This window comes from Micromonospora sp. NPDC005173, from assembly GCF_040608515.1.
In the GTDB taxonomy this organism is placed as follows: domain Bacteria; phylum Actinomycetota; class Actinomycetes; order Mycobacteriales; family Micromonosporaceae; genus Micromonospora.
This window is the reverse complement of the sequence record NZ_JBEXIK010000002.1, coordinates 451589-478201: the sequence shown is the minus strand read 5'-3', so window position 1 is coordinate 478201 and position 26613 is coordinate 451589. Positions and strand designations below refer to the sequence as shown.

17 protein-coding genes, 1 tRNA gene and 1 pseudogene are annotated in these 26613 nt (G+C 71.0%); 10 read left to right on the top strand and 9 right to left on the bottom strand.

All coding sequences use genetic code 11. The annotated features are described in order from the left end of the window. Positions 1-237: 237 nt before the first annotated feature. Positions 238-1521, bottom strand: a complete 1284-nt coding sequence (locus ABZV00_RS05230; protein ID WP_355602000.1) for an MFS transporter — start codon at positions 1519-1521, stop codon at positions 238-240. Between the two features lie 84 nt (positions 1522-1605). Here ABZV00_RS05230 and ABZV00_RS05225 point away from each other — a divergent pair, with 84 nt between their 5' ends. The 5 genes from ABZV00_RS05225 (at position 1606) to ABZV00_RS05205 (ending at position 13161) form a co-directional block, all read left to right on the top strand. Continuing rightward, positions 1606-2079, top strand: coding sequence for a hypothetical protein (locus ABZV00_RS05225; RefSeq protein ID WP_355601999.1), 474 nt, complete (start codon positions 1606-1608; stop codon positions 2077-2079). Positions 2080-2304: 225 nt separating this feature from the next. Beyond that, positions 2305-4845, top strand: coding sequence for a right-handed parallel beta-helix repeat-containing protein (locus ABZV00_RS05220; RefSeq protein ID WP_355601996.1), 2541 nt, complete (start codon positions 2305-2307; stop codon positions 4843-4845). A 125-nt stretch (positions 4846-4970) separates the two neighbouring features. Beyond that, positions 4971-7604: a hypothetical protein gene (locus tag ABZV00_RS05215; RefSeq protein ID WP_355601994.1), complete on the top strand. Its 2634-nt coding sequence runs from the start codon at positions 4971-4973 to the stop codon at positions 7602-7604. Between the two features lie 110 nt (positions 7605-7714). Beyond that, positions 7715-10351, top strand: coding sequence for a hypothetical protein (locus tag ABZV00_RS05210; RefSeq protein WP_355601992.1), 2637 nt, complete (start codon positions 7715-7717; stop codon positions 10349-10351). 158 nt (positions 10352-10509) lie between these two features. Further along, positions 10510-13161, top strand: coding sequence for a right-handed parallel beta-helix repeat-containing protein (locus tag ABZV00_RS05205; protein WP_355601990.1), 2652 nt, complete (start codon positions 10510-10512; stop codon positions 13159-13161). Positions 13162-13247: 86 nt separating this feature from the next. Here ABZV00_RS05205 and ABZV00_RS05200 read toward each other — a convergent pair whose 3' ends face one another. The 4 genes from ABZV00_RS05200 to ABZV00_RS05185 form a co-directional block, all read right to left on the bottom strand. Further along, positions 13248-14063 carry a methyltransferase domain-containing protein gene (locus ABZV00_RS05200; protein ID WP_355601988.1) on the bottom strand — a complete coding sequence of 272 codons (816 nt, stop codon included), beginning with the start codon at positions 14061-14063 and terminating at the stop codon, positions 13248-13250. 76 nt (positions 14064-14139) lie between these two features. Next, positions 14140-16731 carry an AAA family ATPase gene (locus ABZV00_RS05195; RefSeq protein ID WP_355601986.1) on the bottom strand — a complete coding sequence of 864 codons (2592 nt, stop codon included), beginning with the start codon at positions 16729-16731 and terminating at the stop codon, positions 14140-14142. A gap of 348 nt (positions 16732-17079) precedes the next feature. Next, positions 17080-17156, bottom strand: a tRNA-Pro gene (locus tag ABZV00_RS05190). A gap of 195 nt (positions 17157-17351) precedes the next feature. Next, the gene (locus tag ABZV00_RS05185) at positions 17352-18245 is read right to left on the bottom strand and encodes a metallophosphoesterase (protein WP_355601984.1); all 894 of its coding nucleotides are present in this window, start codon (positions 18243-18245) and stop codon (positions 17352-17354) included. A gap of 25 nt (positions 18246-18270) precedes the next feature. Here ABZV00_RS05185 and ABZV00_RS05180 point away from each other — a divergent pair, with 25 nt between their 5' ends. Beyond that, a complete protein-coding gene (locus tag ABZV00_RS05180; RefSeq protein WP_355601983.1) occupies positions 18271-18726 on the top strand; it encodes a GatB/YqeY domain-containing protein in 456 nt (151 codons plus the stop codon). 99 nt (positions 18727-18825) lie between these two features. Here the strand turns inward: ABZV00_RS05180 and ABZV00_RS05175 are convergent, their stop codons facing one another. Beyond that, positions 18826-21267, bottom strand: coding sequence for a transglycosylase domain-containing protein (locus ABZV00_RS05175; RefSeq protein WP_355601981.1), 2442 nt, complete (start codon positions 21265-21267; stop codon positions 18826-18828). 404 nt (positions 21268-21671) lie between these two features. Here ABZV00_RS05175 and ABZV00_RS05170 point away from each other — a divergent pair, with 404 nt between their 5' ends. Next, positions 21672-21992, top strand: coding sequence for a WhiB family transcriptional regulator (locus ABZV00_RS05170; RefSeq protein WP_030328078.1), 321 nt, complete (start codon positions 21672-21674; stop codon positions 21990-21992). A gap of 6 nt (positions 21993-21998) precedes the next feature. Here the strand turns inward: ABZV00_RS05170 and ABZV00_RS05165 are convergent, their stop codons facing one another. From ABZV00_RS05165 to ABZV00_RS05155, 3 genes and pseudogenes are all read right to left on the bottom strand, one after another. Next, on the bottom strand, positions 21999-23150 hold the full coding sequence (locus ABZV00_RS05165) for an ArsA-related P-loop ATPase (protein ID WP_355601979.1): 1152 nt from the start codon (positions 23148-23150) through the stop codon (positions 21999-22001). Positions 23151-23203: 53 nt separating this feature from the next. Next, complete coding sequence (locus ABZV00_RS05160) at positions 23204-24181, bottom strand: ArsA-related P-loop ATPase (RefSeq protein WP_355601977.1); 978 nt, start codon at positions 24179-24181, stop codon at positions 23204-23206. 26 nt (positions 24182-24207) lie between these two features. Beyond that, positions 24208-24717: pseudogene (locus ABZV00_RS05155) on the bottom strand (hypothetical protein); the annotation flags it as partial. 752 nt (positions 24718-25469) lie between these two features. Here ABZV00_RS05155 and ABZV00_RS05150 point away from each other — a divergent pair. Genes ABZV00_RS05150 through ABZV00_RS05140 form a run of 3 tightly spaced genes read left to right on the top strand, consistent with a single transcriptional unit; the run spans position 25470 to position 26607 of the window. Continuing rightward, on the top strand, positions 25470-25949 hold the full coding sequence (locus ABZV00_RS05150; RefSeq protein WP_355601975.1) for a hypothetical protein: 480 nt from the start codon (positions 25470-25472) through the stop codon (positions 25947-25949). A gap of 44 nt (positions 25950-25993) precedes the next feature. Further along, positions 25994-26149: a DUF4177 domain-containing protein gene (locus ABZV00_RS05145; RefSeq protein WP_007466198.1), complete on the top strand. Its 156-nt coding sequence runs from the start codon at positions 25994-25996 to the stop codon at positions 26147-26149. Then, a complete protein-coding gene (locus tag ABZV00_RS05140; RefSeq protein ID WP_328421314.1) occupies positions 26146-26607 on the top strand; it encodes a RidA family protein in 462 nt (153 codons plus the stop codon). Before ABZV00_RS05145 ends, ABZV00_RS05140 begins: the two co-directional genes overlap by 4 nt. Positions 26608-26613 lie beyond the last annotated feature (6 nt).

Sequence of the window (26613 nt, the reverse complement as noted above, 5' to 3'; positions counted from 1 at the left end):
ACCTGCGCCCGCTCCGCGGACGACAACCTCTGCCCCGGCATGACTCCTCATCCTCACGAGAATCCACCCCGTTGCAACAACCACTTGAACCCAAGCGCACCGACGCCACTACATCCTGGATCGAGCACGATCTTGCGTGGCGTGGCGTGGCGTGGCGTGGCGCGGCGCGGCGCGGCGCCGGCACGGCGTGGCGTGGCCCCGGCATAGTGCGGCGGCGGCGGCTTAGCGCGGGCGGGGTCAGGAGTGGGCGGCGGCCGGGACGGGTGCGGTCGGTGCGGCCGTCGGTCGGCCGTCCTGGGCGGCGGTGAGCAGTCGGCGCAGCGATAGCGCGATCAGCGAGGCGACCAGGCAGCCGCCGACCACCGTCGCCACCCAGACCCTGCCGTCGGCGGCGCCCATGAGCGGGCCGGCGGTCACCGGGCCGATCACGCCACTGATCCCGAAGATCATCGAACTCATCGCGTTGTACCGCCCGCGCAGCTCGTCGGTGGCCAGCGCGTTGGTCAGCGCGGGCATCACCGGCGACAGCATCGTCTCGCCGAAGCCGAAGATCGCCGAGCAGGCCACCACGCACAGGGCGGCCACCACGGCGTTTCCGGTGCTGACCAGGCCGCCGGCGCCGAGGACCAGCCAGGCGGCAGCGAACACCGCCCCGACCACGACGAGCGCTCCGGTGCGGCTGCGCCCCTCGATTCGGCGGATCACCAGGAGTTGGGCGAGCACGATCATCACCGTGTTGGCCGCGAGTGCCCAGGCGACCACCTGGGGCGTCACCTCGACGACCCGCACGGCGTACGCGGCGAAGCCCACCTCGATCTGGGCGTACCCGCAGGTGGTGAGGACCAGCCCGAAGATCACCAGCCGGCGGAACGGGCGGTCGCGGAGCACGGTCAGGTAGCCGCCGGGCGATGGCTCGTCGCCGGTCCGACGATGGCCGAGTCGGTGGCCGACGCCGGGCAGGGTGAGCAGGATCAGCGCCGGCATCAGGTAGCTCACCGCGTCGAGCACGTAGACCGTCTCGAAGGTGCCGGGTCGGGCCGTGTCGACGATCGCGCCGGAGGTCATGCCGCCGATACCGATGCCGAGGTTGAGCAGGGCGAAGTTCAGCCCGAAGACGCGCTGCCGTTCGTCGTCGTCGGTCAGTGAGGCGAGGATGGTGTTCTGCCCGGACCAGATGGCCGAGCTGCCGATGGCGACCACCGTCATCACCAGCAGGGCCGAGCCGGTCGAGTTGACCAGCGCCAGTGAGCCGGTGCCGACCGCCTCGATCAGCAGGCACGGCACCACCACCCGGCGGGCGCCGAACCGGTCGATCAGTGTCCCGCCCAGCGGCGACAGGGCCAGGGTGACCGCGCCGTACCAGCCGATCACCAGCCCGGCCCGGGTGTCGGTGAGCCCGCGTACGTCGGTCAGGTAGATGAACAGGAACGGCAGGGTCAGGCCGCGCCCGATCGCCGACAGCAGGGTGCCGATGAGGAGCCGGCGAGCTTCCGAACGGCGAGGTAGGGCGCGACGCAACATTCCGGCATTCTGTTCGCCGGGTGTGACGATCGCGAACCGTTTACCGCGGCGAGGGCTGTCGGTGTGCTCTGCCATGCTGGCCCGGTGAGCGTGACCTGGCGACACCTGCCCGCATCGGCCCGCGAGATCGCCGGCGCCGCCAGCGACGCGGTCGAGGCCGCGAAGGCCCAGGACACCGAGGCGTACGAGGTGGCGACCGCGCGCCTCGCCGCCGCCGAGCGTTCGGGTCTGGTCCTCGGCGCCGTGGTGCGGCTGCTGTTGGAGGAGACCCACCCGGACGGGCTGGACGGCGACGACATCCGGCAGGTGCTGGCGCGGTGTGTCCGCTCGGCAGCCCCGTGGCGACCGGACGTCGACCCGCACGTCGTGCTGGTCCTGCTGGCCGGGGCGCTCGGTGTGTACGACCCGGGCGAGGACGACTCCCCGCCCGACCCGGCGGCGCTCGCCCGGCACGCCCCGCTGCTCGTGGTCGACCTGCTCGCGGGCACGGCTCGGCAGGTCGACGCATACCTGAGCGCGGCGTTCGCCGAGATCGAGCGCACCGAACGGCACGACTGAGACGCTCCGGCCTAACGATCCCGCCAGGTGCCGTTGAGGCGGCCCGGGTGAACCATCCAGTGGGCTGATCGGCGCAGGTTAACGGCCGATCGACGCTGTCCGCATTGGAACTGTCACGGATACGCTCAGTGAAATCGGTGGATGGGATTGTCACGGGGGCGCTTGATGGACATCCGACGGTGGGCACGCCTCGCACTCGTACCACTGACGGGGGGTGCGGCCCTGGTGGGGCCCGCAGCGCCCGCCTCGGCGGCGCCCGCGCCGGTCACCGCCTCGGCGGTCGCAGGTGAACTGCACGTCAGCGAGCTGTGGTGCCAGGGCAGCGGTGACGGCAGCGTGAAGCGACCGTTCTGCACCATATCGGAGGCGGCTGCGGTGGCCGGCCCGGGCCAGACGGTCCTGGTGCACCCGGGGGAATACCAGGAGAACATCCGGTTCACCCGATCCGGCACTGAGTCCGCGCCGATCACCTTCCGCGCGGTCAATGTCAACTCGGAGATGGTGCGGGTCGGCAGATACGCCACCGGTGCCATCACCGGGACCATCCTGGACCTCACCGGCGTGCACGACGTGACGGTGGAGGGCCTGGTCGTCTTCGGGGCCAACGTCGCCGACGCCGTCACAGTGCGGGACTCCCACCGGGTCCGCCTCGACAAGGTCACCATCTACACCGGCAGTTCCGGTCCCAACGGAGTGCGGATCAGCGGCACGTCGAGCCGGGTGACCGTCAGCCGAAGCTTCGTCCGCACCTGGCAGGGCCCTTCGGTGTCCGTTGAGTCAGGCGTCACCGACACGGTGATCACCGCCAACCAGCTCGACAACTCCGGCCTGGCCGCGGCGAACGCTCCCCGCCTCACGATCACGGGCAACACGATCCACGTCGACTGCAGGTACGGCATCCAGCTGGCTGGCAGTTCACCGGGTGCCACGATTCGCAACAACATCGTCGTCACGGCTCGCCTGCGCGGTCGCTGCCTCACTCCGGCGAACGCCACCGGCATCCGGGTGTCCGCCGAGTCGGTGGCGGGGACCAGCACCGACTACAACCTGATCGACCCGCTCGGCGGAGGGGCGCCCTACTCCTGGGCGGGCACCGACTACCCGACCCTCGCCGCATTCGTCGCGGCGACCGGGCAGGCCGCCCACGACCTGGCGGCCGACCCGAAGCTCACCTGGGCGACCGGCGTGGACCGTCACTACCTGGTGACCGGGGACGGGTCTCCCGCCCGGGACTCCGCCGAGGCGAACGCCCCCGGCGCCCTGGACACCGACATGCTCGACGGGTCCTACACCGACGATCCGGCCATGCCGAACATCGGCACCGGCAGCGGATACCGCGATCGGGGAGCGGTGGAGGCACGGGGTGCCGTCACTCAGGACCCGCTACGTGTCGAGCGCAAGGTCGGCGGCGGCACGCTCGACGTGGTCGCCCGGTCGGGCACGCACTCCGTCTGGCCGGTCGAGCGGGAGCGGACCCTGTACGCCTACCACCTCCACGGCGAGCCGTTCTGGCGGGTGACCGACTCCGCCACGGCGGAGTACACGCTGCGGCGAGCCGGCGAAGTCTGCGTCCGGGTGCAGACCTCTCAGACCGACTTCCGGCTGCCCACCTCGTACGACGAACGGATCTGCACCCAGGTCGGTGCACGCTACATACCGGTGGCGCCGACCCGGGTCCTGGATACCCGATCCCGGATCGGTGTGCCCGACGCCCGACCGGTCGCCGCGAACGGAACGGTCGAGCTGCCGATCGGCAGCATCGCCGGGATTCCCGGGACGGACATCAGCGCGGTCGTGCTCAACGTGACGGTGACCCAGCCAAGCGCCTCGGGTTTCATCAGCGTCTACCCGAGCGGCGGCTGGAGCACCTCGTCCAGCATCAACTTCGTGAGCGGGGAGACGGTGCCGAACCAGGTCACCGTGCCCGTCCTCGACGGGTCCGCCCTCTTCGACAACGCCAGCTCGGGCACCGTCCACCTGGTCGCCGACCTCCAGGGCTTCTACGCCGCGACCGGGTCCGGCTTCGCGTCGGTGTCGCCGACGCGGGTGCTCGACACCCGGGAGGGAGTTGGCGCGCCGATCCCGGCCAAGGGCATCCGCCCGCTCGACCTGTCCGGGCGATTGCCCGCCAGCGCGAAGGCGGCCGTGCTCTCCGTGACGGTCACCGCTCCGACCACGAGCGGGGTGCTCACGGTCTTCCCGTACGGCTCGGCGGCACCAACCGCGTCGAACCTCAACTTCGTCGCCGGGCAGACCATCCCCAACCTGGTCACCGTGCCGGTGGTGAACGGCCGGGTCAACATCTTCAACAACAGCTCCGGCACCACACACGTGGTCGCGGACCTGGCCGGCTGGTTCAGCCCGGACGCCACCCAGACGTTCGTGCCGATCACGCCGACGCGGATCGTCGACACCCGGTACAGCATCGGGCTGCCCGGCCGCGCGCCGGCTCCACTCGCCGCCCGGGAGACCGTCCGGTTCGCGCCGTTCCAGAGCGGCGTGGTCTGCGCGCCGGCCTGCCCGACCCCGACCGCGCTGGTGGGCAACGTGACCGTGACCGCACCGACCACGGCGGGCGTGCTCACCCTTCATCCCGGCGGCGGGCAGCGGCCCACCGCCTCGAATGTCAACTTCGTCGCGGGTGAGACCGCGTCGAACGCTGCCGTGGTCGCCGTGGGCTCCGGCATCGACATTTACCACAACAGCGGGGGTACGTCCCACGTCATCGTCGACCAGTCGGGCTATTTCATCGCCGCCGCGTCCTGACCCAGCGGCCGGGGTGTTCCGGCTGACCGGGCGTGGTGGATCGTCCGATCGACATGATCCGCATTGGCGGGCATCGGTATAGGCTCTCGCCGCTACTGAAGATCCACTTGTCGCGGGGATGGTCGATGACACGATCTGTAATGGCACGGCTCACGCTCGTACCGCTGACCGTTGGCGCGGGCCTGGTGGCCCCGACGCTGCCCGCGTCGGCGGCGGCACCCGCGCCCGCCGTCGCGCAGACACCCGTCGCTGCCCCCGTGCTGGCCGCCGCCGCTGCCGAGCGGTACGTCGACTCGGCCAACTGCGACAACGACGGGGATGGCAGCGCCTCCAGCCCTTTCTGCACCATCTCCCAGGCCGCGGACGTGGTCCGACCGGGCGAGACCGTCCTGGTCCGGCCCGGTGACTACCGGGAGTCGGTGGTGGTCAGCCGGTCGGGGACCGAGGGTGCTCCGATCACGTTCCGGGCGGTGAACGGGCCGGGCCGCAGCGCCACCGTGGTCAAGGTGGGCAAGCGGCGAGGCGGCAACGGCAACGAGAGTGCCTTCACTCTGCCCGGGGTGCACGACGTGGTCCTCGATGGCTTTCTGGCGGCCGGTGAGGGCACGGCGGAGGCGGTCCTCGTCGACGGTTCCTCCCGGATCACCCTCGACCGGCTGGTCGCCTCCGAGTACGACGCCCCGGGTGCGGTCCGGATCACCGGCGCATCCCGGGACGTCACGGTGAGTCGTGGCGCGTTCCGGTCGGGCAGCGGACTGGTGGTGGACCCGGGGGTGAGTGGTGCCGTGGTGACCGCCAGCACCTTCATCCAGAGCGGGATCACGGTGCGGGACGCGCCGGGTACGAAGATCGTCGGCAACACCCTGGAGACCGACTGCACCCTGGCGGTCAACGTCACCGGCACCTCGCCAGGTGTGTCAATCCGGAACAACATCCTGGAGACCGCCACCGGTGCGCTCAGTGATGCGGAGGCGTGCGAGACGCCGTCGGAGGCGACCGCCATCGCCGTCTCGGCCGAGAGCGTTCCGCAGACGGTGGCGGACTACAACCTGATCGAGCCGGCCAGCGGCGGCCCGCTCTACCGTTGGGGCGCCACCGAGTACGCCAGCGTGCCGGAGTTCGTAACCGCCACCGGTCACGGCGCTCACGACATCGCCGCGGTCCCCTGGTTGCGAGCGGCGGATGCCGTGGAGCGGCCGTACTACGAGATCAGCCCGAACTCTCCGGCCGTCGACTCGGCCGACGCCACCGCCGAGGGTGTCTCCCGTACCGATCTGCTGGACAACCCGCACACGGACGACCCGACGAAGGCCAACACCGGCACCGGTTCGGGCTACCACGACCGGGGCGCGGTCGAGGCCCAGGGACCGGTGACGGTCAAGGAGCTGCCGATCCGGCGGAAGGCGGGCGGCACTCCTCTGGACGTGACCGTCGAGCTCTCCGTCACCACCGCATGGACCATCGACGGCCCGTTGGGCAAGGTGTCGCGCAACTGGAGCGATGAGAACAACCGTCGGGTGCTGCCGCTGGGGCCCGAGGACCACCGCTTCCGCCGTGCCGGCAGGGTCTGCGAAGCGCACCAGGTCAGCTTCAACGACTTCCGGAAGTTCCGGGAGACTCCCGTGACGACCTGCCTCGTGGTGGGTGCCGCCTACACGCCGGTGTCGCCGCAACGGGTGCTCGACACCCGTGCCGCGATCGGAGGGGTCGGGACCGTGCCGATCCCGCCGGGCAGAACGGCCACGCTGTCGATCTCTTGGCTCACCGGGGTGCCGGAGATGGACGTCACCGCCGTCGTGTTGAACGTGACCGCCACCCAACCGACCGCCGCCGGGTTCCTGCAGGTATTCCCGGTGGGTGGACCGGCCGACGTGTCGAGCGTCAACTTCGTCGCCGGTGAGACGGTGCCGAACCTGGTCACCGTGCCGGTACTGGATGCCCGCGAGGTGACGATCGTCAACAAGTCGAGCGGTACGGCGCACGTCGTCGTCGACCTGCAGGGTTACTACTCGGCCAGTGGTTCCGGGTTCCGGTCGGTCGCTCCGTCGCGGGTGCTGGACACCCGCAGTGCCGGCAACTCCGCGTTCGCGCCGAACAGTGGTCGGACGCTGGACCTGTCTGGTCGGGTTCCGTCCGGGGCGACGGCGGTGGTGCTCAACGTGACCGTGACCGCGCCGACGACCAGTGGGGTGCTCACCGTCCACCCGTTCGGCACGGCGGTGCCGGTGGCGTCGAACCTGAACTTCGTCGCCGGGCAGACGATTCCGAACCTGGTGATGGTGCCGGTGGTCAACGGCAAGTTGGCCATCCAGAACGTCAGCTCCGGTCGTACCCATGTGGTGGCCGACCTTGCTGGCTGGTTCGGTGGCGGCGCCACGGACGTCTTCGTGCCGTTCGGCCCGACCCGGATCTACGACACCCGCGGAGGCGAGGGGACGCCACTTGGGTCGAACGTCTCGGAGGGGTTCAGCGTGCCGTACATCGACCGGCTGTCGGGCACGACCATCGGGCAACCGACGGCGCTGGTGGCGAACCTGACCGTCACCGCACCGACCAAGGCCGGCGTGGTCACCGCCTACCCCTATGGCTCGACCCGGCCGACCGCGTCGAACGTCAACTACGTCGCCGGTGAGACCGCCGCCAACCACGTGATCGTGGGGGTCGGCACGGACGGCAAGGTGGCGCTGTTCAACAACAGCTCCGGCAATGCCCACCTGATCGTCGACCAAGCGGGGTACTTCATCAACGGCGCTTCCTGACCTGCGTACCCGTTCACGGCCATCCATCGCCTGGCGATCGGCGTCACACCCATCGGCTTACGTCGGTATAAGCTCCCAACTCTTGAAGATCCACTTTGTCGGGACGGTTGATGAGGACTTCTGAACTGGCGCGGCTCGCGCTCGTACCGCTGATCGGTGGCCTTGGCCTGGTCGGCCCGGCGACGCCCGCAGCGGCGGCGCCCGAGGCCGCTCTGGCGGCGCCGGTGCCCGCACTCGGGCCGCTGCCAGCTGCGGTCGGAGCCGAGTTGCATGTCAGCAACACGAGCTGCGCGGCGGGTGGCGACGGCAGCCTGACGGCGCCGTTCTGCACCATCTCGGCGGCCGCCGCCGTGGCCGAACCCGGCCAGATCGTCCTGGTCCACCCCGGAACTGAATACCGGGAGTCGGTGGTGATCAGCCGCTCGGGAACCGAGGGTGCGCCGATCACCTTCCGAGCGGTGAACGGGCCAGGTGAGAGCGCCAGCGTTGTCAAGGTGGGCAAGCGCCGTGGTCCCAACGGCAACGAGAGCGCCTTCACTCTTCGCGGCGTCCACGACGTGGTCCTCGATGGCTTCCGGGCGTCCGGTGAGGGTACGGCCGAGGCCGTCCTCGTCGACGGCTCCTCCCGGATCATTCTCGATCGGCTGGTCGCCTCCGAGTACGAGGCCCCGGGTCGGGTCCGGATCACCGGTGCTTCTGCAGACGTCACGGTGAGTCGTGGCACCTTCGTGGGCGGCAGCGGTCTGGTGGTGGACCCGGGTGTGCGCGCCGCGTTGGTTACCGCGAGCACCTTCACCGTGAGTGGGATCACGGTATGGGACGCCCCGGGCACGAAGATCGTCGGCAACACCCTGACGACCAACTGCACGCTGGCGGTGGACGTCACCGGTACTTCGCCGGGCGTGTCGATCCGGAACAACATCCTGGAGACCGCCGGTGGCGCGCTCGATGACGCGCAGGCATGCAGGGTGCCCTCACAGGCGACCGCCGTCGCCGTCTCGGCCGGCAGCGCCGCGCAGACCGTGGCCGACTACAACCTGATCGAGCCGGCCAGCGGCGGTCCGCTCTACCGGTGGGGTGGCACCGAGTACACCAGCCTCCCCGAGTTCGTCGCCGCCACCGGGAACGGCACCCACGACATTGCCGCGAACCCACGGCTGTCGGCGGTACCGACGTATGAGCGGCCGTACTACGAGATCTCCCCGAACTCGCCGGCCGTCGACTCGGCGGATGCCACCGCGGAGGGTGTCTCCCGTACCGACCTGCTGGACAATCCGCACAGCGACTCCCCGGAGGTGCCCAACACGGGCACCGGTTCCGGCTACCACGACCGGGGCGCGGTCGAGGTGCAGGGCCCCACGACGGTCACCGAGGTTCCGGTCCGACGCAAGGCCGGCGGCAACCCTCTGGACGTGGCCGTCGGCCTCTCCGTCACCACCGCCTGGCCCACGGACGGCCCGTTGGGCAAGGTATCCCGCAAGTGGAGCGACGAGCCGTTCCGCCGGATCGTTCCGCTCGGGCCGGAGGACCACCGCTCCCGCCGGGCCGGCAACGCCTGCGAGACCCACCAGGTGACCTTCACCGACTTCCGGTGGACCTACGGAGCCGCCAAAACCAGCTGCACGGTGGTCGGTGCCGCCTACACGGCCCTGACACCACAGCGGGTGCTGGACACCCGCGCCGCACTCGGAGTGCCGGGCACCGTGCCGATCCCGGCGGACACCGAGGTCGTGCTGGCGCTGCCGCAGATCAATGGGATGCCGGCCGCGGACATCAGCGCCGTCGTGCTGAACGTGACCGTCACCGCGCCGACCACCGCAGGGTTCCTGCGGGTCTACCCGGACGGCACCACCCTGCCGGACGCGTCGACCGTCAACTTCGTACCCGGCGAGACGGTGCCGAACCTGGTCACCGTGCCGATGTCCAACGGCAACCTGCGCGTACGCAACACCGCCAGCGGTACGGTGCACGTCGTCGTCGACCTGCAGGGTTACTACTCGGCCAGTGGTTCCGGGTTCCGGTCGGTCGCCCCGTCGCGGGTGTTGGACACCCGTGCCGCCGGCAGTTCGGCGTTCGCCCCCCACACCGGGCGGACGCTGGACCTGTCTGGTCGGGTTCCGTCCGGGGCGACGGCGGTGGTGCTCAACGTGACCGTGACCGCGCCGACGACCAGTGGGGTGCTCACCGTCCACCCGTTCGGCACGGCGGTGCCGGTGGCGTCGAACCTGAACTTCGTCGCCGGGCAGACGATTCCGAACCTGGTGATGGTGCCGGTGGTCAACGGCAAGTTGGCCATCCAGAACGTCAGCTCCGGCCGTACCCATGTGGTGGCCGACCTTGCTGGCTGGTTCGGTGGCGGCGCCACGGACGTCTTCGTGCCGTTCGGCCCGACCCGGATCTACGACACCCGGAGAGGTGAAGGAATACCGCTCGGGCCGTACGGCTGGGGTGCGCTGGCCGTGCCCTTCCTCGACCCAAGGGGCGACAAGAGCGCGCCACAGCCGACGGCGCTGGTGGCAAACCTGACCGTCACCGCACCGACCAAGGGCGGCGTGCTCACCGCCCACCCGAACGGACCCGACCAGCCAACCGCGTCGAACGTCAACTACGTCGCCGGTGAAACCGCCACCAACCACGCCATCGTCGGCGTCGGTGAATACGGGCTCGTCGTGCTGTTCAACAACACCTCCGGCTCCACCCACGTGATCGTCGACCAGGCGGGCTACTTCATCGGCGCCGCATCCTGATCAGTCGACTACCTACGGCCGTCCATTGCACCTTGATGGGCGGCCGTGTCACACCCTGTCCCGTGGGCCCGAACTGTGCCCGGTCGTCGGTCCACGCATAGCCAACCGTCGGTATAGGCTGCCGTCCGCAAACGCGATCAATCCAGCGGGGGCTGTTGATGAGAAGAAGACTGTGGTCAATAGTGGTCGTACCGCTGGTGGGTGGTGTCGGCCTGGTCGCGCCGACGACGCCTGCGGGAGCGGCGCCGGCCGCCGGGCAGGCCCCGGCCGCCGGGCAGGCTGCGGCGGGGTCTGAGCTGTACGTCAGCAGGACGTACTGCCCGTACCCCGCCAGTGCGGCCGACGGGACGGTCGATCGTCCGTACTGCACTGTCTCGGCTGCCGCAGCGGTTGCGCAGCCGGGTCAGACCGTCCTGGTGCAGGCCGGTTCCTATGTGGAAAAGGTGGCTATCACCCGCTCGGGTACCAGCGGTGCGCCGATCACCTTCCGGGCGGTGAACGGTCCGCAGGGCTTTGTCACGTTGAGCGCGCCCGCCTCCGGAGGCAGCGCATTCTCGCTCAGCGGCGTGCACGACGTCACGGTTGAGGGCTTTTCCGTCCGGACGTCGGGGTCCGCTGAGCCGGTCCTGATCGACGGCTCGACCCGGGTGACCGTGGACGAACTCACGGTCCGTCCGCCGGCCGGCGTGGTCGGGGTACGTGTCACGGGAGCGTCCAGTGACGTGACCGTCAGTCGGGGCTGGTTCGGCGCGTCCGGTGCGCCCGGGGTGGCGGTCGGCGCCGGTGTGACCGGTGCCGTGGTCACCGGCAACCAGTTCCGGGGTGGCCTGACGGTCACCGATGCCCCCGGCACGGCGATCACCGGGAACACGCTGGTGACTGGCTGCACCTCGGGTATCACGGTGACCGGCGCCTCGCCGGGGGTGGACATCCGGAACAACATCGTGCAGGCCGCCGACCTGTCCGGCAGCATGCCCGCCGCATGCGACGACCCGACGGCCGCCACCGCGATCGCGCTCTCCGCGGCGTCGGTCGGGCAGAGCGTTGCCGACTACAACCTGATCGACCCGGCGAGCGGCGGCGCCCTGTACGCCTGGGGGGACACTTCGCACACCGAGCTCGCGGCATTCCGCGCGGCTACCGGCCAGGGCGCCCACGACATCGCCGCCGATCCGAAGCTAAAGCCGCAGCAGGGGACCGAGCGGCCGTGGATCGACCTCGATCGCACGTCGCCAGCGGTCGACTCGGCCGACGCGGGTGCGGTCGGCTCCGGCCCGCTTGACCTGCTCGGTAACTCCCGCGCCGATGTGCCGGAGGTGCCGAACACGGGCACCGGTTCGGGATACCGCGACCGCGGCGCGGTCGAGATCGCGAGCCCGTGGACCGGCGGCGACACCGTCACCGTCAGCCGAAAGGTGGGCGGCGGTCCGTACGACATCGTGACCCGGCTGCCCTGGACAGGTTCGTGGCCGGTGGAGACGACTGGCGGCACCTTCGGCTATCACCTGACCGGCGACCGCTTCGTCCAGGTGGCGGGTGGCCCGGTGCACGAGCAGACGGTGCGCCGGGCCGGCCAGGCATGCGTGCGGGTGTATGCGAGCGGGAACGGTTATCGGGTCATCCCCGAATTCAACCCAGTCAGGGGTGGCTGCACCGTGGTCGGCGCCCGGTACAACCCGGTCACCCCGACCCGTCTGCTGGACACCCGGTCCGGGATCGGGGCCGGCACCTCCGTGCCGGTCGGGCCCAACTCCGAGGTGCTGCTGCCGGTTTCGAGCATCGGTGGTGTGCCGGCGGCGAGCATCGACGCGGTGGTGCTGAACGTGACGGCGACCCAGCCGACGACGGCCGGCTTCCTCACCGTCTACCCGGACGGCACCACGGTGCCGAGTGCGTCGAGCGTCAACTACGTCGCCAACGAGACGGTGCCGAACCTGGTCACCGTTCCGCTGACGAGCGGGGGGATCCGGTTCCGCAACAGCAGCAGCGGCACCGTGCACGTCATCGCTGACCTGCAGGGTTGGTACGGTGCGAATGGCTCCGGATTCAAGCCGCTCACCCCGGTGCGGGTGGCCGACAGCCGCGAGGGCACGACCGGCCCGTACCTGCCGGACACGTCGCGGCAGATCGACCTGTCGTCAAAGATTCCTACCGACGCGACCGCCGCGATCCTGAACGTGACGGTCACCGCGCCGACAGCCGCCGGAGTCCTGAAGGTGTACCCCGGTGGTTCGTTGGTGCCGGTCGCGTCCAACCTGAACTTCGTGGCGGGGCAGACGATCCCCAACCTGGTGATGGTGCCGGTCATCAACGGCAAGGTGAACATCTACAACCAGAGCTCCGGCACCGTGCACGTGATCGCCGACCTGGCCGGCTGGTTCGGCTCTACGGCCTCTGGCGCTGACCAGACCTACGTGCCGTACGGCCCGCGCCGGGTGGCCGACACGCGGGACGGCACCGGCCTGTCGTACCGCCCGGTGGGGCCGGTCGCGCCGAACTCGTCGATCGGCTTCAACCCGGAGAACGTGCAACTCAACCGCTCCTGTGCCAGCGCCGTCCTGCAGTGTCCGACCGCGGTGGTGGTCAACCTGACGGTTACTGGGCCGACCACCGCTGGCGTGCTCATCGGTTACCCGTACAGCAAGCCGCGGCCGACCGCGTCGAATGTCAACTTTGTCGCGGGTGAGACGGCCTCCAACATGGCCGTCATCGGGGTCGAGTTGGGTGCGGTGACGCTGTACAACGCCAGTTCGGGCAGCACGGACGTGATTGTCGACCAGGCGGGTTACTTCATCGCCGCCGCCTCCTGACCAACCGTTCCGACCCGGAGCCGGCACCGTTTGGCGGTGCCGGCTCCGGCCGTTCCCCCGGGTGACCGATCGCGTTCTGACCCGAATCACGCCGCCCGCTCGGCCACCACCTCCAGGTACTCCGCCGGGATCCGCACGGTGGTGTCGGTGGCCCGGTTGTGCGTCCGGGCCAGCTCCACGAGGTCGGCGTGCAGGTGCGGTCGCCGTTCCTCGGGCAGCGCCTCGAACGCCTTCAGCGTCGGCCCGTAGTTGGCCCGGAAGAAGTTGGCGAACTCCTCCGGGGTGCCGAAGCGGAAGACGAACTCCCGGCGTACCGCCCGCACTTCACCCACGGCCCCGCCGAGCAACTCGCGGACCCGGCCCTCGTCGCCCCACTGGACCGGCGGGCGCAGCCCTGCCTGCGGCGGCACGTGCCGCCCCACCGTGCGGAACAGTTCGCCGATGAACCCCTGCGGCGTCCACGACGCCAACGCCACCGTGCCGCCGGGCCGGCAGACCCGGACCAGCTCGGCGGCCGCCCGCTCCTGGTCCGGCGCGAACATCACGCCGACGACGGAGAGCACCGCGTCGAAGGTGCCGTCGGGATACGCCAACCGCTCCGCGTCACCGGTCACGAAGGTGACCGGCAGCCGTTCCGCCGCCGCCCGGGCGTGGCCGCGTTCCAGCAGTTCGGGTACGTAGTCGACGCCGGTCACCGCGCAGCCGCAGCGGGCGGCGGCGATGGCCGCGTTGCCGGTGCCGGTCGCCACGTCGAGTACCCGGGCGCCGGCCGACAGATCGGCCGCCGCGACCAGCCACTCGGAGATCGGGTGGATGAGCGCGGCGACCGCGCCGTAGTCGCCGCTCGCCCAGGTCACCTGCTGGCGTGCCTTGACGGCGCTGAGATCGATTGCGGTGGTCATCAGTGGTCCCCCTCGGACGGTTCGGTGTGTCACCGACGGTAGGCGGGGTGGCACTCCGGGGGATCGGTAGAAACACCTATGTTGGCGGCACCAGGCCCTGCCGGCGGGCCGCCGCGGCCGCCTGGCCCCGGCTGGGCACCGCGAGCTTGTCCAGCACCGCCGACACGTGGTGGCCGACGGTCCGGGCGGAGAGCGACAGCCGGGCCGCGATCTCGGCGTTGCTGAGCCCTTCGGCGAGCAGCGCCAGCACCTCCCGTTGCCGGGCGGTCAGGCCCGTCGGGTGCGCGGCTGTCGCCGGGCGCGGCCCCCTCGGCACCCGGGCCATCCCACGGCCGCGCAGCTCGGCCCGGATCCGGCGGGCCACGGCGATCGCGCCCAGCCCGTCCAGGATCCGCAGCGCCTCGGCGGCCGCCGGGTCGTCGCCGCAGGCCAGCGCCTCCGCCTGGGAGTACGGGCAGCCGAGCTGGTGCCACTCCTCGGCCGCACCGGCCCAGTCACCCTCGATCAGCCGCCGGTAGGGCGACGCCAGCGCGCCGGTGTCCCCGAACGACTCGCCGACCCGCCACAGCCAGTACGCCAACTCGCCGGCGTACCAGGGTTGGCCCGCGTCGACGGCGAGCCGGTGGGCACGGCGCAGCTCGGGGACCGCCGGTCCCGGCTCGCCGGCCAGCCAGTGTCGTTCCGCCAGGGCTGCGGCGACCGGCACGACGAACTGGAGTTCCCGGCTCTGCGCCGCCCAGCGCGCCGCCCTGTCCAGATGCTCGCCAGTGGTCGACTCGCCCCGACGCGCGTCGAGCAGGCCCAGTGCGACCAGGGCCGGGACCAGGCTCCCCCCGGGCTGCGCGGTGCCGGTCAGCGCCCGTTCGGCGTCGGCGCGGGCACCGGCCCAGTCGCCGGTCGTCAGCCGCAGCCGGGACCGGTAGCCGAGCAGGTGCCGGGCGTACCCGTCGAGGTCCCGGGTCGTGGTGAAGCGCAACGCCCGGTCCAGGGCCTCGGCAGCCGGCCCGATCCGGTGCCACTCCAGCGACATGGTGGCCAGGTTGACCAGCGCCCGGGCCGCGTGGTCGTCGAGGTGGTGGGCGACGGCCAGGGTGTGCCCGCGTTCCAGCTCGATGATGCCGGCGACATCACCGCTCTGGAGGCGGGCCGAGCCGACGTTGACCAGGGCGTGCGCCTCGGTCTCCACGTCGCCGAGCCGCCGCGCCAGCTCCCGGGCCCGGTCACCCCATTCGATGGCCCGGCCGTTGTCGTCGGCGAGCATGAGCAGCTGCGACATGTTGCTGTAGGCCATCGCCAACTGCCTGCCGGGGGTCGCGGACTCCAGCACCTGAACCGCTCGGGTACCCGCCGTCCGGGCCGCCGGGCTGTCCCCGGTCCACCAGCAGAGACGCGACACCCAGCGCAGGTTCTCGCCGATCCGCAGCGGATCGCCGTCGGCCTCCCGCAGGGCGAGCGCGGCCCGCCGGGCGTCCAGCGCCTGCGCGGCCAACCCGGCGAGGTACGCGGCGGTCGCGTACGCCTCCAGCAACTCGGCGCGGCGCGGTGCCGGCAGGCCCGCGGCGTGGGGGAGCGCGACGCTGTAGTGGTCCGCCGCCTGCCGGTGCGCGCCCGCCCGGCTGGCCCGTTGGGCCGCCACGGGCGCCCAGTGCAGCACGGCCAGCGGATCGTCGGCGTGGTGAGCGTGGTGCACCAGCCGGGCGGCGTCCACATCCGCCCGGGGCGTGAGTCGGGCCAGCACGGCGGCGTGCAGCGCGACCCGGTGCACCGGGGAGAGTGACTCGCGTACCGCCCGGCCCAGCAGTTCGTGCCGGAACGCCACCGTATTGCCCACCGGCACCAGCACCCCCCGATCCAGGCATTCCTGCACGGCAGCCGATGGGTGACCGTCGAGCAGGTACGGCTCGGCCCGGGACGGGACCACCGAGACCAGGGCGGCGACCTCCCGGGCCGGCGGCGACAACGCGGCCAGTCGGGCCAGCACCAGATCGCGTACGGTCGGCGGCACACCCGGGCCGGTCGCGGCCAGCACCTCGGTGACCAGCAGCGGGTTGCCGCCGGTGGCCTGGTACAACCCTCCCGGGGCGCGGCCGGCGCGCCGAGCCAGCTCCGCGACGGCATCGGTGGACAGGGCGGGCAGCGGCAACCGGCGGACTACTGGCCGGGGCAGGCCCGCGAGCACGGCGTGCAGTGGATGTTCCGCCCCGACCTCGTCGTCGCGCAGGGTGAGCACGAGCAGCGCCGGGTGGCGGGTCAGCCGCCGCCCCAGGTACGCGATGAGGTCCAGGGTGGCCCCGTCCGCCCAGTGCGCGTCCTCCACCACCATCACCGTTCGGCGTCCGGGCCGGGGATCGGTCAGCTCGTCGAGGAGCGCGTCGAACACGGCGTCGCGGCCTTCGGCCTCCGCCGCCGTGTGCAGCGCGCTCAGTCGTTCCGCGAGTACGCCGCCGACCTGCCGGGCGATGTCGTGCACGGGGCCAAGCGCCCGTGGGGTCAGCAGTGGGTCACAGCTGCCCCAGAGCACCCTGGCCCCGGCCGTCGCCGCGAAAGCACTGACCAGGGTGGACTTGCCGGCACCTGCCTCGCCCGCGACGAGCGCGATCGCGCCGCCGGGGGAGGCCAGCAGCCCGTCCAGGGTGGCGAGCGCGTCCGCGCGTTCCAGCAGCTCCATCGCGGTCGATGCTAGTCAGCGGGGCGTTGCTGAGACGTCAGCCGCGACGGCAGCATTCACTGGACGTCTCCGTCGCCGCACCGGACACGGTTGCCCGTCGGACCCCGGTTCCGGGTTCTTCGGCACTCGTACGCGACGTGGCGCTGTGTCCGATTGGGTGCCGACCAACGACGCGGGGAAGGTGAGGGGCCACGACCGGACGTCAATGACGCTGGACCGCCAGACGCACTTTCGACTCGTGACCCAAATCGCAGGGTGTTCGCACGGATCGCTGCCGTAAGGAGAGCGATGCTCGTCGGAAACGAATCAAGGCCCCTCGGTGGAGGGGCCTTGACCTGCTGTTACCTCTGGTCGGGGTGGCCGGATTCGAACCGACGACCTCTTCGTCCCGAACGAAGCGCGCTACCAAGCTGCGCCACACCCCGAGGCGTGCCGACAAATAGTAGCCCACCCGCCGCGATGGTCAAACTCGGTACCCCCGCCGGCCAGACCCCGCCCGGAGCAGCCAAGATCCGCACAACTTCAGGGATGTAGTGGCCTCCCAGCGCGATGAGGCACCTATTTCCCTGAAGTTGTGCGGATCTTGACGTCGGGCTCCCGGCCCGGCGGCGGAGTAGCGGTCAGCGGGGGATCAGGGTGAGGATGCTCGCCTCCGGGGGGCAGGCGAAGCGGACCGGGGCGGTCGGGTGGGTGCCGAGGCCGGCGGAGACGTGCAGCCAGGAGTCCGAGCCCGGCCACCGGTGCAGTCCGCGCGCCATCGAGCGGGGCAGGCCGCAGTTGGTCACGAGTGCCCCAGCGCCCGGTACGCAGACCTGCCCGCCGTGGGTGTGCCCGGCCAGCAGCAGCCCGAAGCCGTCGGCGGCCATCTGGTCGAGCACCCGCGGCTCAGGTGAGTGCGCGAGCGCGATGGACAGGTCCGCCGAGGACGAGACCGTGCCGGACACCGCCTCGTAGTCGTCCCGGTCGATGTGTGGGTCGTCCACGCCGGCCAGGTCGAGCTGCCGGCCGCCGGCCTTCAGCATGGTCCGGGCGTTGTTGAGGTCCACCCAGCCGGCGCCGGTGAACACCTGGCGCAGCTCCTCGTAGGGCAGCTCGGTGCCCTCGGTGTACTCCCGGTCGGGCAGGAAGTAGGTGAACGGGTTCTTCCACACCGGCCCGGTGTAGTCGTTGGACCCGAACACGAACGCGCCCGGGTAGTCCAGTAGCGGTTGGAGCGCCCGCAGCACCCCCGGCACGGCGCCCGGGTGTGCCATGTTGTCGCCGGTCACCACGACCAGGTCCGGGTCGAGTGCGGCCAGCGACGCCACCCAGCGCTGCTTGCGCGCCTGGTTGGGCATCATGTGCAGGTCCGACAGGTGCAGCACGCGAAGCGGCTCCGCGTCGGCCGGCAGCATCGGTACGTCGTACCGCCGCAGGGTGAACATGTTGCGCTCGATGAGCGACGCGTACGCGAGGGTGGCCGCGCCGACTGCGGCGGTTCCGGCGGCGAGTCGGAATAGTGTGCGCTTTCGCATGGCGTTCAGGGTAGTTTGACCGTCCATGAGCACGCTGAAGGACCGCCTCACTGCCGACATGCGTTCCGCGCTCAAGGCGCGCGACGAGCTGACCACCTCCACGCTGCGGATGGCCCTGGCCGCCGTCGGCACCGCCGAGGTCGCCGGCAAGGCCAAGCGCGAGCTCACCGACGACGAGGTGCTCGCGGTGCTGACCAAGGAAGCCAAGAAGCGCCGGGAGGCGGCCACCGCCTTCGCCGACGCCGGCCGCGCCGAGCAGGCCGCGAAGGAGACCGCCGAGGGCGAGGTGCTGGACCACTACCTGCCCAAGCAGCTCTCGGATGCCGAGCTGACCGAGTTGGTCACGGGGGCGCTCGCCGCGGGCGGCTTCACCGGTAAGGCCCAGATGGGCCCGGCGATGAAGTCGGCCCAGGCCGCGGTGGCCGGTCAGGCCGAGGGGGGCAGGGTGGCCGCCGAGGTACGCCGACAGCTCGGCCTCTGACCCGACGGCACCGTCGCAGTCTCGTACCGGAGTAGTCCCGACAGGCGAACGGGCGGGCACCCGCAGTGGGTGCCCGCCCGTTCGTGCGTCCGCGCTGCCTCAGCCGCCTGGGCGGCCCGCGCCGGGTCGACCGGGCGGGTTACCGGGTTGCCCCGGGGTGGTGGTGCCCGGCGGGGTGGCCCCGCCGCCGCTGCTGATCTGGATGGTGACCACGCCGCCCTTGATGGTGCGCCCGTCCGGGCTGGTGCCGGCCGCGTCGCCCGCCTTGCAGGACGAGGGGACCTTCGTCTCGGAGACGACCGGCTCGAAGCCGGCGCCCTTGATCCGGGACTTCGCGGTCTCCACCGACACGCATTTCACGTCGGGGATGCTGCGCTGGTCACCTTCGGAGATCTTCTGCCCCGGCGGTTCGAAGTTGACGCGGGGCTTGCCCTTCATCGCATCCCGCAGCGTCTCGTACACCGGCGGGTTGATGCCGTCCTTCTCCTTGTGCTTCATCTTGACGTTGGTCTGCGGCCAGTCCGGGTCGGCCATGATGCCAGCCACCGCGTACTGCTTGGTCATCGCGACCAGGGCGGCCGTCTTCTCCGAGTCGGTGGTGCCGGACTTGCCGGCCACCGGCGCGTCGACGATGCCCTTCACCACCCCGGCCGTGCGGCTGCCGCCACACTTGCTGGTCCTGGAGTTGTCGCCGACCGGGCAGCGGGCGGCGTCCACGGCGGCCCGGGCCACCTCGGTGCTGAACCGCTTCTCGCAGCGCGGGTTGGCGATGTCCAGCTTCTTGCCCTCCGGGTCCCGGATCTCCTGCACCGGGATCGGCTCGCAGTACTTGCCGTCAGCCGCGAGGGTGGCGTACGCGTTGGCCAGGTCCAACGGCGTGGTCGAGGAGACGCCCAGGGTGAATGCGCCCCACTGGTGGGCGGCGTCCTTGGTGCCGGCGAACTTGGCGTCGCTGCTGGCCCGGAACTGGATGCCGGCCCGCTTGGCGGCGTCGACCACGTTCTCCGCGCCCACCTGCTGCTGCAGCGGGACGAAGTACGTGTTGACCGACTGGGAGAACGCGCTCCACATGGTCTGCACGCCGCCGGCCTTCAGACCGGAGTTGGTCGGGCAGTAGAAGTGTGTCCCCTTGCAGGCCGCCGGGCTGCTGCTGTCGATGATGTATTCCGACTTGAACTGCTGCGGCGCATTGATCGTGTAGCTGAGCGGAATGCCCTTCTCCAGCGCCGCCACGATGCTGAAGATCTTGAAGGTCGAGCCGGCCTGGTAGCCGGCGATGCCGTCGCCACCGGTGAGCAGCGGGTTCACCGTCGCCGGATAGTTGCCCCGGATGCCCTTCTTGCTCTTCGCCGGATCACTGGAGATCTTGTTCTTCGGGTTCTTCGCGTCGTCGAGCTTGAACTGCCGGTTGACCGCGAGCGCCCGGACCCGCCCGGTGCCGGGCTCCACCACCGCGACCATGGCGGCTTCCTTGCTGTTCTCGCTCTTGGCCCTGCGGACGGCCGCGTCCGCGCCCTTCTGCGCCTGAACGTCGATCGACGTCACGACGGTGTAGCCGCCGCTCTTGAGCCGCCGCTCGCGGTCGTACGTGGTCGAGCCGAACGTCTCCTCCTGCATCCACCAGCGGTAGAAGTAGTCGCAGAAGAAGCCCCAGCTGTTGACGTTGGCGGCGACGCAGCCGTTCGGGGTGCGCTTGTCCTTCACCACCAGCTTGGTCGCCTTGGCCGCGTCGGCCTCCTGCTGGGTGATGGCCTTGATGTCGAGCATGTTCTGGATGACGTAGTTGCGCCGGTCCAGTGCGAGCGGGTAACCGGCCTTGGTGGTCGGGTCGTTGGTGGTGGGCGCCTTCACCATGCCGGCCAGCAGCGCCGCTTCCTCGATCTTCAGCTTGCTCGGCGGCTTTCCGAAGTAGACCTGGCTGGCGGCGTAGATGCCGTACGCGCCGTTGCCGAACGAGGCGAGGTTGAGGTAGCGGGTGAGGATCTCGTCCTTGGAGAATTCCTTGTCGACCTGGAGGGCCAGCCGCATCTCGCGGAGCTTGCGGGCGCTGGTGTCCTCGGTCGCCGCGACCACGTCGGCCGGGTGGGTCGCCGAGTAGGCGATGGCCAGCCGGACGTACTGCATGGTCAGCGTCGAGGCGCCCTGCCGGCCGGCGCTCTCGTTCTGGTTGTTCACGAACGCGCGGGCGACACCGTTGATGTCGACGCCGTTGTGCTTGTAGAAGTCATGGTCCTCGGCCGCGATGATGGCCTTCTGCATGTACGGCGAGATGTCGGCGAGCTTCACGTCCCGCCGGTTCTCGTCGTACATCGTCGCGAGCGGCGTCTTGCCGTCCGAGGCCAGTAGGTAGCTGATCTGCGGCGCGCGGGCCACCGTCAGCTCCGTGGGCAGGGCACCGAATGTCTCGGCGCCGGCCTTGGCGGCCAAGCCGGACATCGCCACCGCGGGGAAGGCCGCCGCAGCGACCACCACGCCAGCCAACAGGCCACATATGAGCAGCGATGCGGCGTTGGTCAGCACATTGTGGTCACGTTTCCGCATCCAGGTCACCTCGACAGGGTACGCGAGTAGGGAACGAGGGGCGCTGGGGCGTTCTTTCCCCATTTCCTGCGCGCGCTGCCCTCGTTGTGCTAAACGCACGACCCCCGGTGCGTGGTTGCGCGTGACCTGCCGTGAGTTTCCTCCAGTCGGAGGAGGCGGCGCAGCGTTTTCGCCGACCTCGGCGGGGTAACCGGCGGTCGAGAGCCCGGGAAGCCGGGAGTGTCCGGAATGATGGATTTCGTCGACAACGTTGCGTAATCAGTCGACTACAGAGCATGATGGGGGCGGCGACAGAGCCACATGTCGTTCGCGCCGCCTTGGGGAAGGCAGGCCGGGCGATCGGGGGGAATTGCCGGCTGACGTGCAACGAGGTCGGTAGGTACTGCAAGGGGGGACGTGTACACATGGGCATGATTACTGACTGGCCGTCGCTGGCGGCGTGTCAGAACGGGGACCCGGACGCGTTGTTCGTACAGGGCGCCGAACAGAACGTGGCGAAGCGGATCTGCCGGAGCTGCCCAGTTCGTTACGAGTGCCTGGCCGACGCGCTGGACAACCGAATCGAGTTCGGTGTGTGGGGTGGCATGACCGAACGCGAACGGCGGGCGCTGCTGCGTCGTCACCCGCAGGTGACGAGCTGGCGCAAGATGTTCGAGGCCGCGATGAAGAAGAACAGCAAGGACAAGGCCGGCAAGGACAAGATCCTCGTCAGCGCGGCCAACTGACGCCGGTCACGGCCGGCTGATCGCCGCGCCGATCGTCCGCAGCCCGTCGACGTCGTGTACGTCGGCGGGCTGCGCCGTCACCGACACCGACGGCACCGCCGGGAACGCCTCGGTGAACCGCGCGGCCACCTGCTGCTCGCGTACCGCCTGACGGGCCAGCGCCGCGTGCGCTCGCAGCACCTCGGCGGTGGCCTCGTGCCCACCCAGCTCCGCCAGCCGCTCCGCGGCGAGCCGGCTCCGCTCGGCGTCCAACTCCGGCACCGCCGGCCGGTGCACCCGGTTGAGCACCAGGCCGGCCAGCGGCATCTTCTCCTCCCGCAACCGGCCCGCGAAGTACGCGGCCTCCCGGACCGCGTCCGGCTCCGGTGCCGCGACCAGCACGAAGGCCGTCTCCCGCGCCTGGAGGATGCGGTACGTCTGCTCGGCCCGCTGCCGGAAACCGCCGAACATCGAGTCCAGTGCGGCCACGAAGCCGGACAGGTCGGTGAGCAGCTGTGCACCGAGGATCTTCTGCACCACCTTCGAGAACATCCCGAACGAGGCCGTGACCAGGCTGAACATGCTCCGCCCGCCGCTGCGCGCGGGGGCCATCAGCAGTCGCAGCATCCGGCCGTCGAGGAATCGGGAGAGCCGGGCCGGCGCGTCCAGGAAATCCAGTGCGGAGCGGGACGGCGGGGTGTCCACGACGATCAGGTCCCACTCGCCCCGGGCGTGCAGCTGACCCAGCTTCTCCATCGCCATGTATTCCTGTGTGCCGGCGAAGGTGGAGCTCATCGCCTGGTAGAACGGGTTCGCGAAGATCTCCGCAGCCTTCGCCGGATCGGTGTGCTGGAGCACCACGTCGTCGAAGGTGCGCTTCATGTCCAGCATCATGGCGTGCAGCTCGCCGCCGCTGGTCTCGACGTCGATCCCCTTGACCTGGCGGGGGGTGTTGTCCAGCTCGGTCAGGCCCAGCGACTGGGCCAGCCGGCGAGCCGGGTCGATGGTGAGCACCACCGTGCGCCGGCCGTGCTGCTCGGCGGCCCGCAGCGCCAGCGCCGCGGCCGTGGTCGTCTTGCCGACCCCGCCGGCACCGCAGCACACGATGATCCGCACGCCTGGGTCGGCGAGGATCTGGTCGACGTCCAGCTGCGGCGCCGCGTCTTCGGAAGGCACCAATCGAGCGTATCGGGCCGGGTGGGTCCAGCGCCCGTGCAGAGCTCAGGTGTGAGTCAATCGGCCCGGACGAGGGCCTGCGCCAGTGTCGCGAGCCCCAACCGGTCCACCCCGTCGGGCAGCAAGGGCAGCTCGACCATCGGGAGCCCCAGCTCCACCAGGTCGGCTCGGAGCGAATCCTCCAGCTCGCGCCGGATGAGCTGGTCGCGCGCCTCGTCGTGCAGGCCGGTGACGGTCTCCCGGTCGGCCGGCAGCCCGGCGGCGACCAGCCCGCGCTTCAGCTCGGCCGCGCTGACCGCCCGGCCGGCGGGCAGCGGTGGCCGGGCGCCGTTGACGATCACCTTTCCGATCCCGAAGCCGAGCGAGGTCAGGTCGGCGATGGCGTCCACCGTCTCCTGCACAGGCATCTCCTCCAGCAGCGTGACCACGTGCACCGCGGTGATCGGGGAGCGCAGCAGCGCGGCGACCCCCTCGCTCTGGGTCTTGATCGGGCCGACCTTGGCGAGCCGGGCCGTCTCGGCCGTGACGTTGAGGAACCGGCCGATCCGCCCGGTCGGCGGGGCGTCCAGCACCACCGCGTCGTACACGCGCCGCTGCCCCGAGGTGCGGGTCGTGGCCTCCTTCACCTTGCCGGTGAGCAGCACGTCGCGCAGACCGGGGGCGATCGTGGTGGCGAAGTCGATGGCGCCGAGCTTGCGCAACGCCCGGCCCGCCGCACCCAGCTTGTAGAACATGTCGAGGTACTCGAGCAGCGCCTCCTCGGCGTCCACCGCCAGCGCGCGCACCTCGCCGCCGTCCGGGGCGTCGGCGAGGTGTCGCTCCTCGTACGGCAGCGGATCGATGCCGAAGAGCTGGGCGATGCCCTGCCGCCCCTCGACCTCCACCAGCAGGGTGCGCCGGCCGCCGGCGGCCAGCGCCAGGGCCAGCGCCGCCGCCACGCTGGTCTTGCCGGTGCCGCCCTTGCCGGTCACGACGTGGAGACGGGCCGACCATCCGTTACCGGCCGGGTCGGACGGCCGCTCAGCTGCACGCACCCGTCGAGCCTATCCAGGGTTGGCGGTCACGCGACCTCGCAGACCCACCAACCTGTCTTCTGCACCACGGTGAAGCGCAGGTCCTGGTCGGCCACCTTCTCGTCGGCGGTGGTCATGGTGATCCGGGTGGAGACGGTGGCCCGGTCTCCGGTCTGGTTGTCCACCTTGGGGCTGGTCCACCGGAAGCGCGGGTTCTGGTACTCGGCGGAGTACTTCTGCACCTCGGCCACCTTCGCCGCGATCTTCTCGTCGTCGCGGGAGGCGGCGCAGACGCGGCTGGCCGCCTTGGTCGCGTCGCGATCCTTGTAGACCGCGGTGAGGAACTCGTCGACGGCGACGGCCGGCTCCTTGGCGCCCTCGCCGTTCTCGACGTTGCGCAGGGTCAGGAACGCCACCACGCCGCCGCCCACGCAGAGCACCATGATCACGACCAGCGCGATCGCCGCGATCAGCAGGCCGCGCTTCTTCTTCGGCGCGGCAGCGCCCGGGTAGGGCGGGTAGCCGGAGGGGGGAGGCGGGATCGCCGAGGGATCCTGAGTGCCTGGCCCAGCCGGTGCGGCTGCGCCGCCCGGACCCTCGGGCTGCCCGGCGAGACCAGGCTGCCCGGGGAAGTTCGTCCCGCCCGGCTGAGTGGGGAACGCCGGCCCGGCAGGCGGCGCGGGGAAGCCCGGCGACGCGGGGAAGGCCGGCCCGGCCGGCGACGCGGGGAAGGCCGGCCCGGCCGGCGACGCGGGGAAGGCGGGCGAGCCAGGGAATGCCGGCGATGCCGGCTGCGCAGGGAGCGCCGGCCTGGCGGGCTGCGCCGGGAGGGCGAGCGGGCCGGGCTGCGCGTCGGGGGCCGACTGGCCGGGGACGGCGGAACCGTCGGGCTGGCCGGTGGGATCCGGGTGAACGGGCGGGTGTGCGGGCTGGTCGCCGCTGGGCGGTTGGGTCATCTCTTCCCCCGGGGGTGCGGCGCCCGTCGCCACCCCTGGCGCCGAGCGTGATCGAGCGGGCGTCCGGGCGCTGCGCGACCGTCCGACCGGAAGGGTAGCGGTCAACCACCGGATCGATGTCGCCCCCGTCGTGCCGTGCCAGCTTCGAATTCGACCGGCTGGCCCCCGGTGCGGAGCACCGTCGGGCTTCCTACCTGGGAGGTGTCGTATATGTGACTCGGGGTGATCGATCGTGCGCGTCCTGTTGGCGGGACTGAGGCTCGGGACCTACCTTCGTCCCGGTGCGGGGGCCGGAACGGACGGATGGTTCGGACCGGAAGTGTGATCCGAGAGGTACGACCCGGAGGCAGTACATGCGCGACGCGGACAATGTTCCTCGCACCCAGTTCCCGAACAACCGGCCGCGCAGGCCCGGGTCCGTCGGCGAGGCCGACGCACCGGTCGGCAGTCTGCCGGTCAACGAGCGGTCGTACCGCCGGGTGCCGGAGTCGACGGAGGCGGCGCGGGCGCCGAGTCGCCCCGTCGGGCGGGCCCGGGATGACGACGAGCCGGGCTTCGTCATCCACCTGCCGATCCGGGTGCCCGACCTGGCGGCGGCGACCACGCTGGCCGGTCGGGTCGCGGTGTCCCTGGGCTTTCTGCCGGAGCTGAACGCCGGCGAGACCACCGTGTCCAACGCCGACGACCAGAACAACCGGCACCGGGTCTTCTGCGACCTGCTGCTGCCCGACCGGTCCCGCTGCCCTCAGATGTACGAGCACGAGGGACCCTGCGGAGAGCTGCCGGCCGCGCCGGAGCAGCGTCCCGCACCTCACTCGGCCAGCGGACCGTAGGCTGTGCCTCGAAGAAGTCCGCACCGAGAGGGAGCCCTCCAGCGATGCAGAAGTGGGAATACTCCACGGTCCCGCTGCTGGTCCATGCGACCAAGCAGATCCTCGACAACTGGGGCGAGGACGGGTGGGAGCTCGTCGCCGTGGTCCCCGGGCCGAACCCGGACCAGCTGGTCGCGTACCTGAAGCGGCCCAAGGCATGAGCAACGGCCCGCACGCGAAGCTCGCCGAGCTGGGGCTCGAACTGCCCGAGGTGGTGCCGCCGGTGGCCAGCTACGTGCCGGCCGTGCAGTCCGGGCAGCACGTGTACGTCTCCGGCCAACTGCCGATCGCCGAGGGGAAGCTGCTGGCCACCGGCAAGGTCGGCGCCGGAATCTCCGCCGAGCAGGCGAAGGACCTGGCCCAGCGGTGTGGGCTGAACGCGTTGGCCGCGGTCGACTCGCTGGTCGGCCTGGAGAATGTCGTCAAGGTGGTCAAGCTGACCGGTTTCGTGGCCTCCGCGCCCGGGTTCACCGGCCAGCCGGCCGTGATCAACGGTGCCTCCGACCTGTTGGGCACCGTCTTCGGTGAGGCCGGCCGTCACGCCCGCAGCGCCGTGGGGGTTGCCGAACTCCCCCTCGACGCCCCGGTGGAGATCGAACTCATCGTCGAGGTCGCCTGACGCGTC

Excerpts from the sequence above, each read along its gene's own strand:
- ABZV00_RS05230 (WP_355602000.1), bottom strand. The coding sequence starts at position 1,521 with ATGTTGCGTCGCGCCCTACCTCGCCGTTCGGAAGCTCGCCGGCTCCTC.
- ABZV00_RS05215 (WP_355601994.1), top strand. The coding sequence starts at position 4,971 with ATGACACGATCTGTAATGGCACGGCTCACGCTCGTACCGCTGACCGTT.
- ABZV00_RS05210 (WP_355601992.1), top strand. The coding sequence starts at position 7,715 with ATGAGGACTTCTGAACTGGCGCGGCTCGCGCTCGTACCGCTGATCGGT.
- ABZV00_RS05205 (WP_355601990.1), top strand. The coding sequence starts at position 10,510 with ATGAGAAGAAGACTGTGGTCAATAGTGGTCGTACCGCTGGTGGGTGGT.
- ABZV00_RS05200 (WP_355601988.1), bottom strand. The coding sequence starts at position 14,063 with ATGACCACCGCAATCGATCTCAGCGCCGTCAAGGCACGCCAGCAGGTG.
- ABZV00_RS05195 (WP_355601986.1), bottom strand. The coding sequence starts at position 16,731 with ATGGAGCTGCTGGAACGCGCGGACGCGCTCGCCACCCTGGACGGGCTG.
- ABZV00_RS05185 (WP_355601984.1), bottom strand. The coding sequence starts at position 18,245 with ATGCGAAAGCGCACACTATTCCGACTCGCCGCCGGAACCGCCGCAGTC.
- ABZV00_RS05180 (WP_355601983.1), top strand. The coding sequence starts at position 18,271 with ATGAGCACGCTGAAGGACCGCCTCACTGCCGACATGCGTTCCGCGCTC.
- ABZV00_RS05175 (WP_355601981.1), bottom strand. The coding sequence starts at position 21,267 with ATGCGGAAACGTGACCACAATGTGCTGACCAACGCCGCATCGCTGCTC.
- ABZV00_RS05170 (WP_030328078.1), top strand. The coding sequence starts at position 21,672 with ATGGGCATGATTACTGACTGGCCGTCGCTGGCGGCGTGTCAGAACGGG.
- ABZV00_RS05150 (WP_355601975.1), top strand. The coding sequence starts at position 25,470 with ATGCGCGACGCGGACAATGTTCCTCGCACCCAGTTCCCGAACAACCGG.
- ABZV00_RS05145 (WP_007466198.1), top strand. The coding sequence starts at position 25,994 with ATGCAGAAGTGGGAATACTCCACGGTCCCGCTGCTGGTCCATGCGACC.
- ABZV00_RS05140 (WP_328421314.1), top strand. The coding sequence starts at position 26,146 with ATGAGCAACGGCCCGCACGCGAAGCTCGCCGAGCTGGGGCTCGAACTG.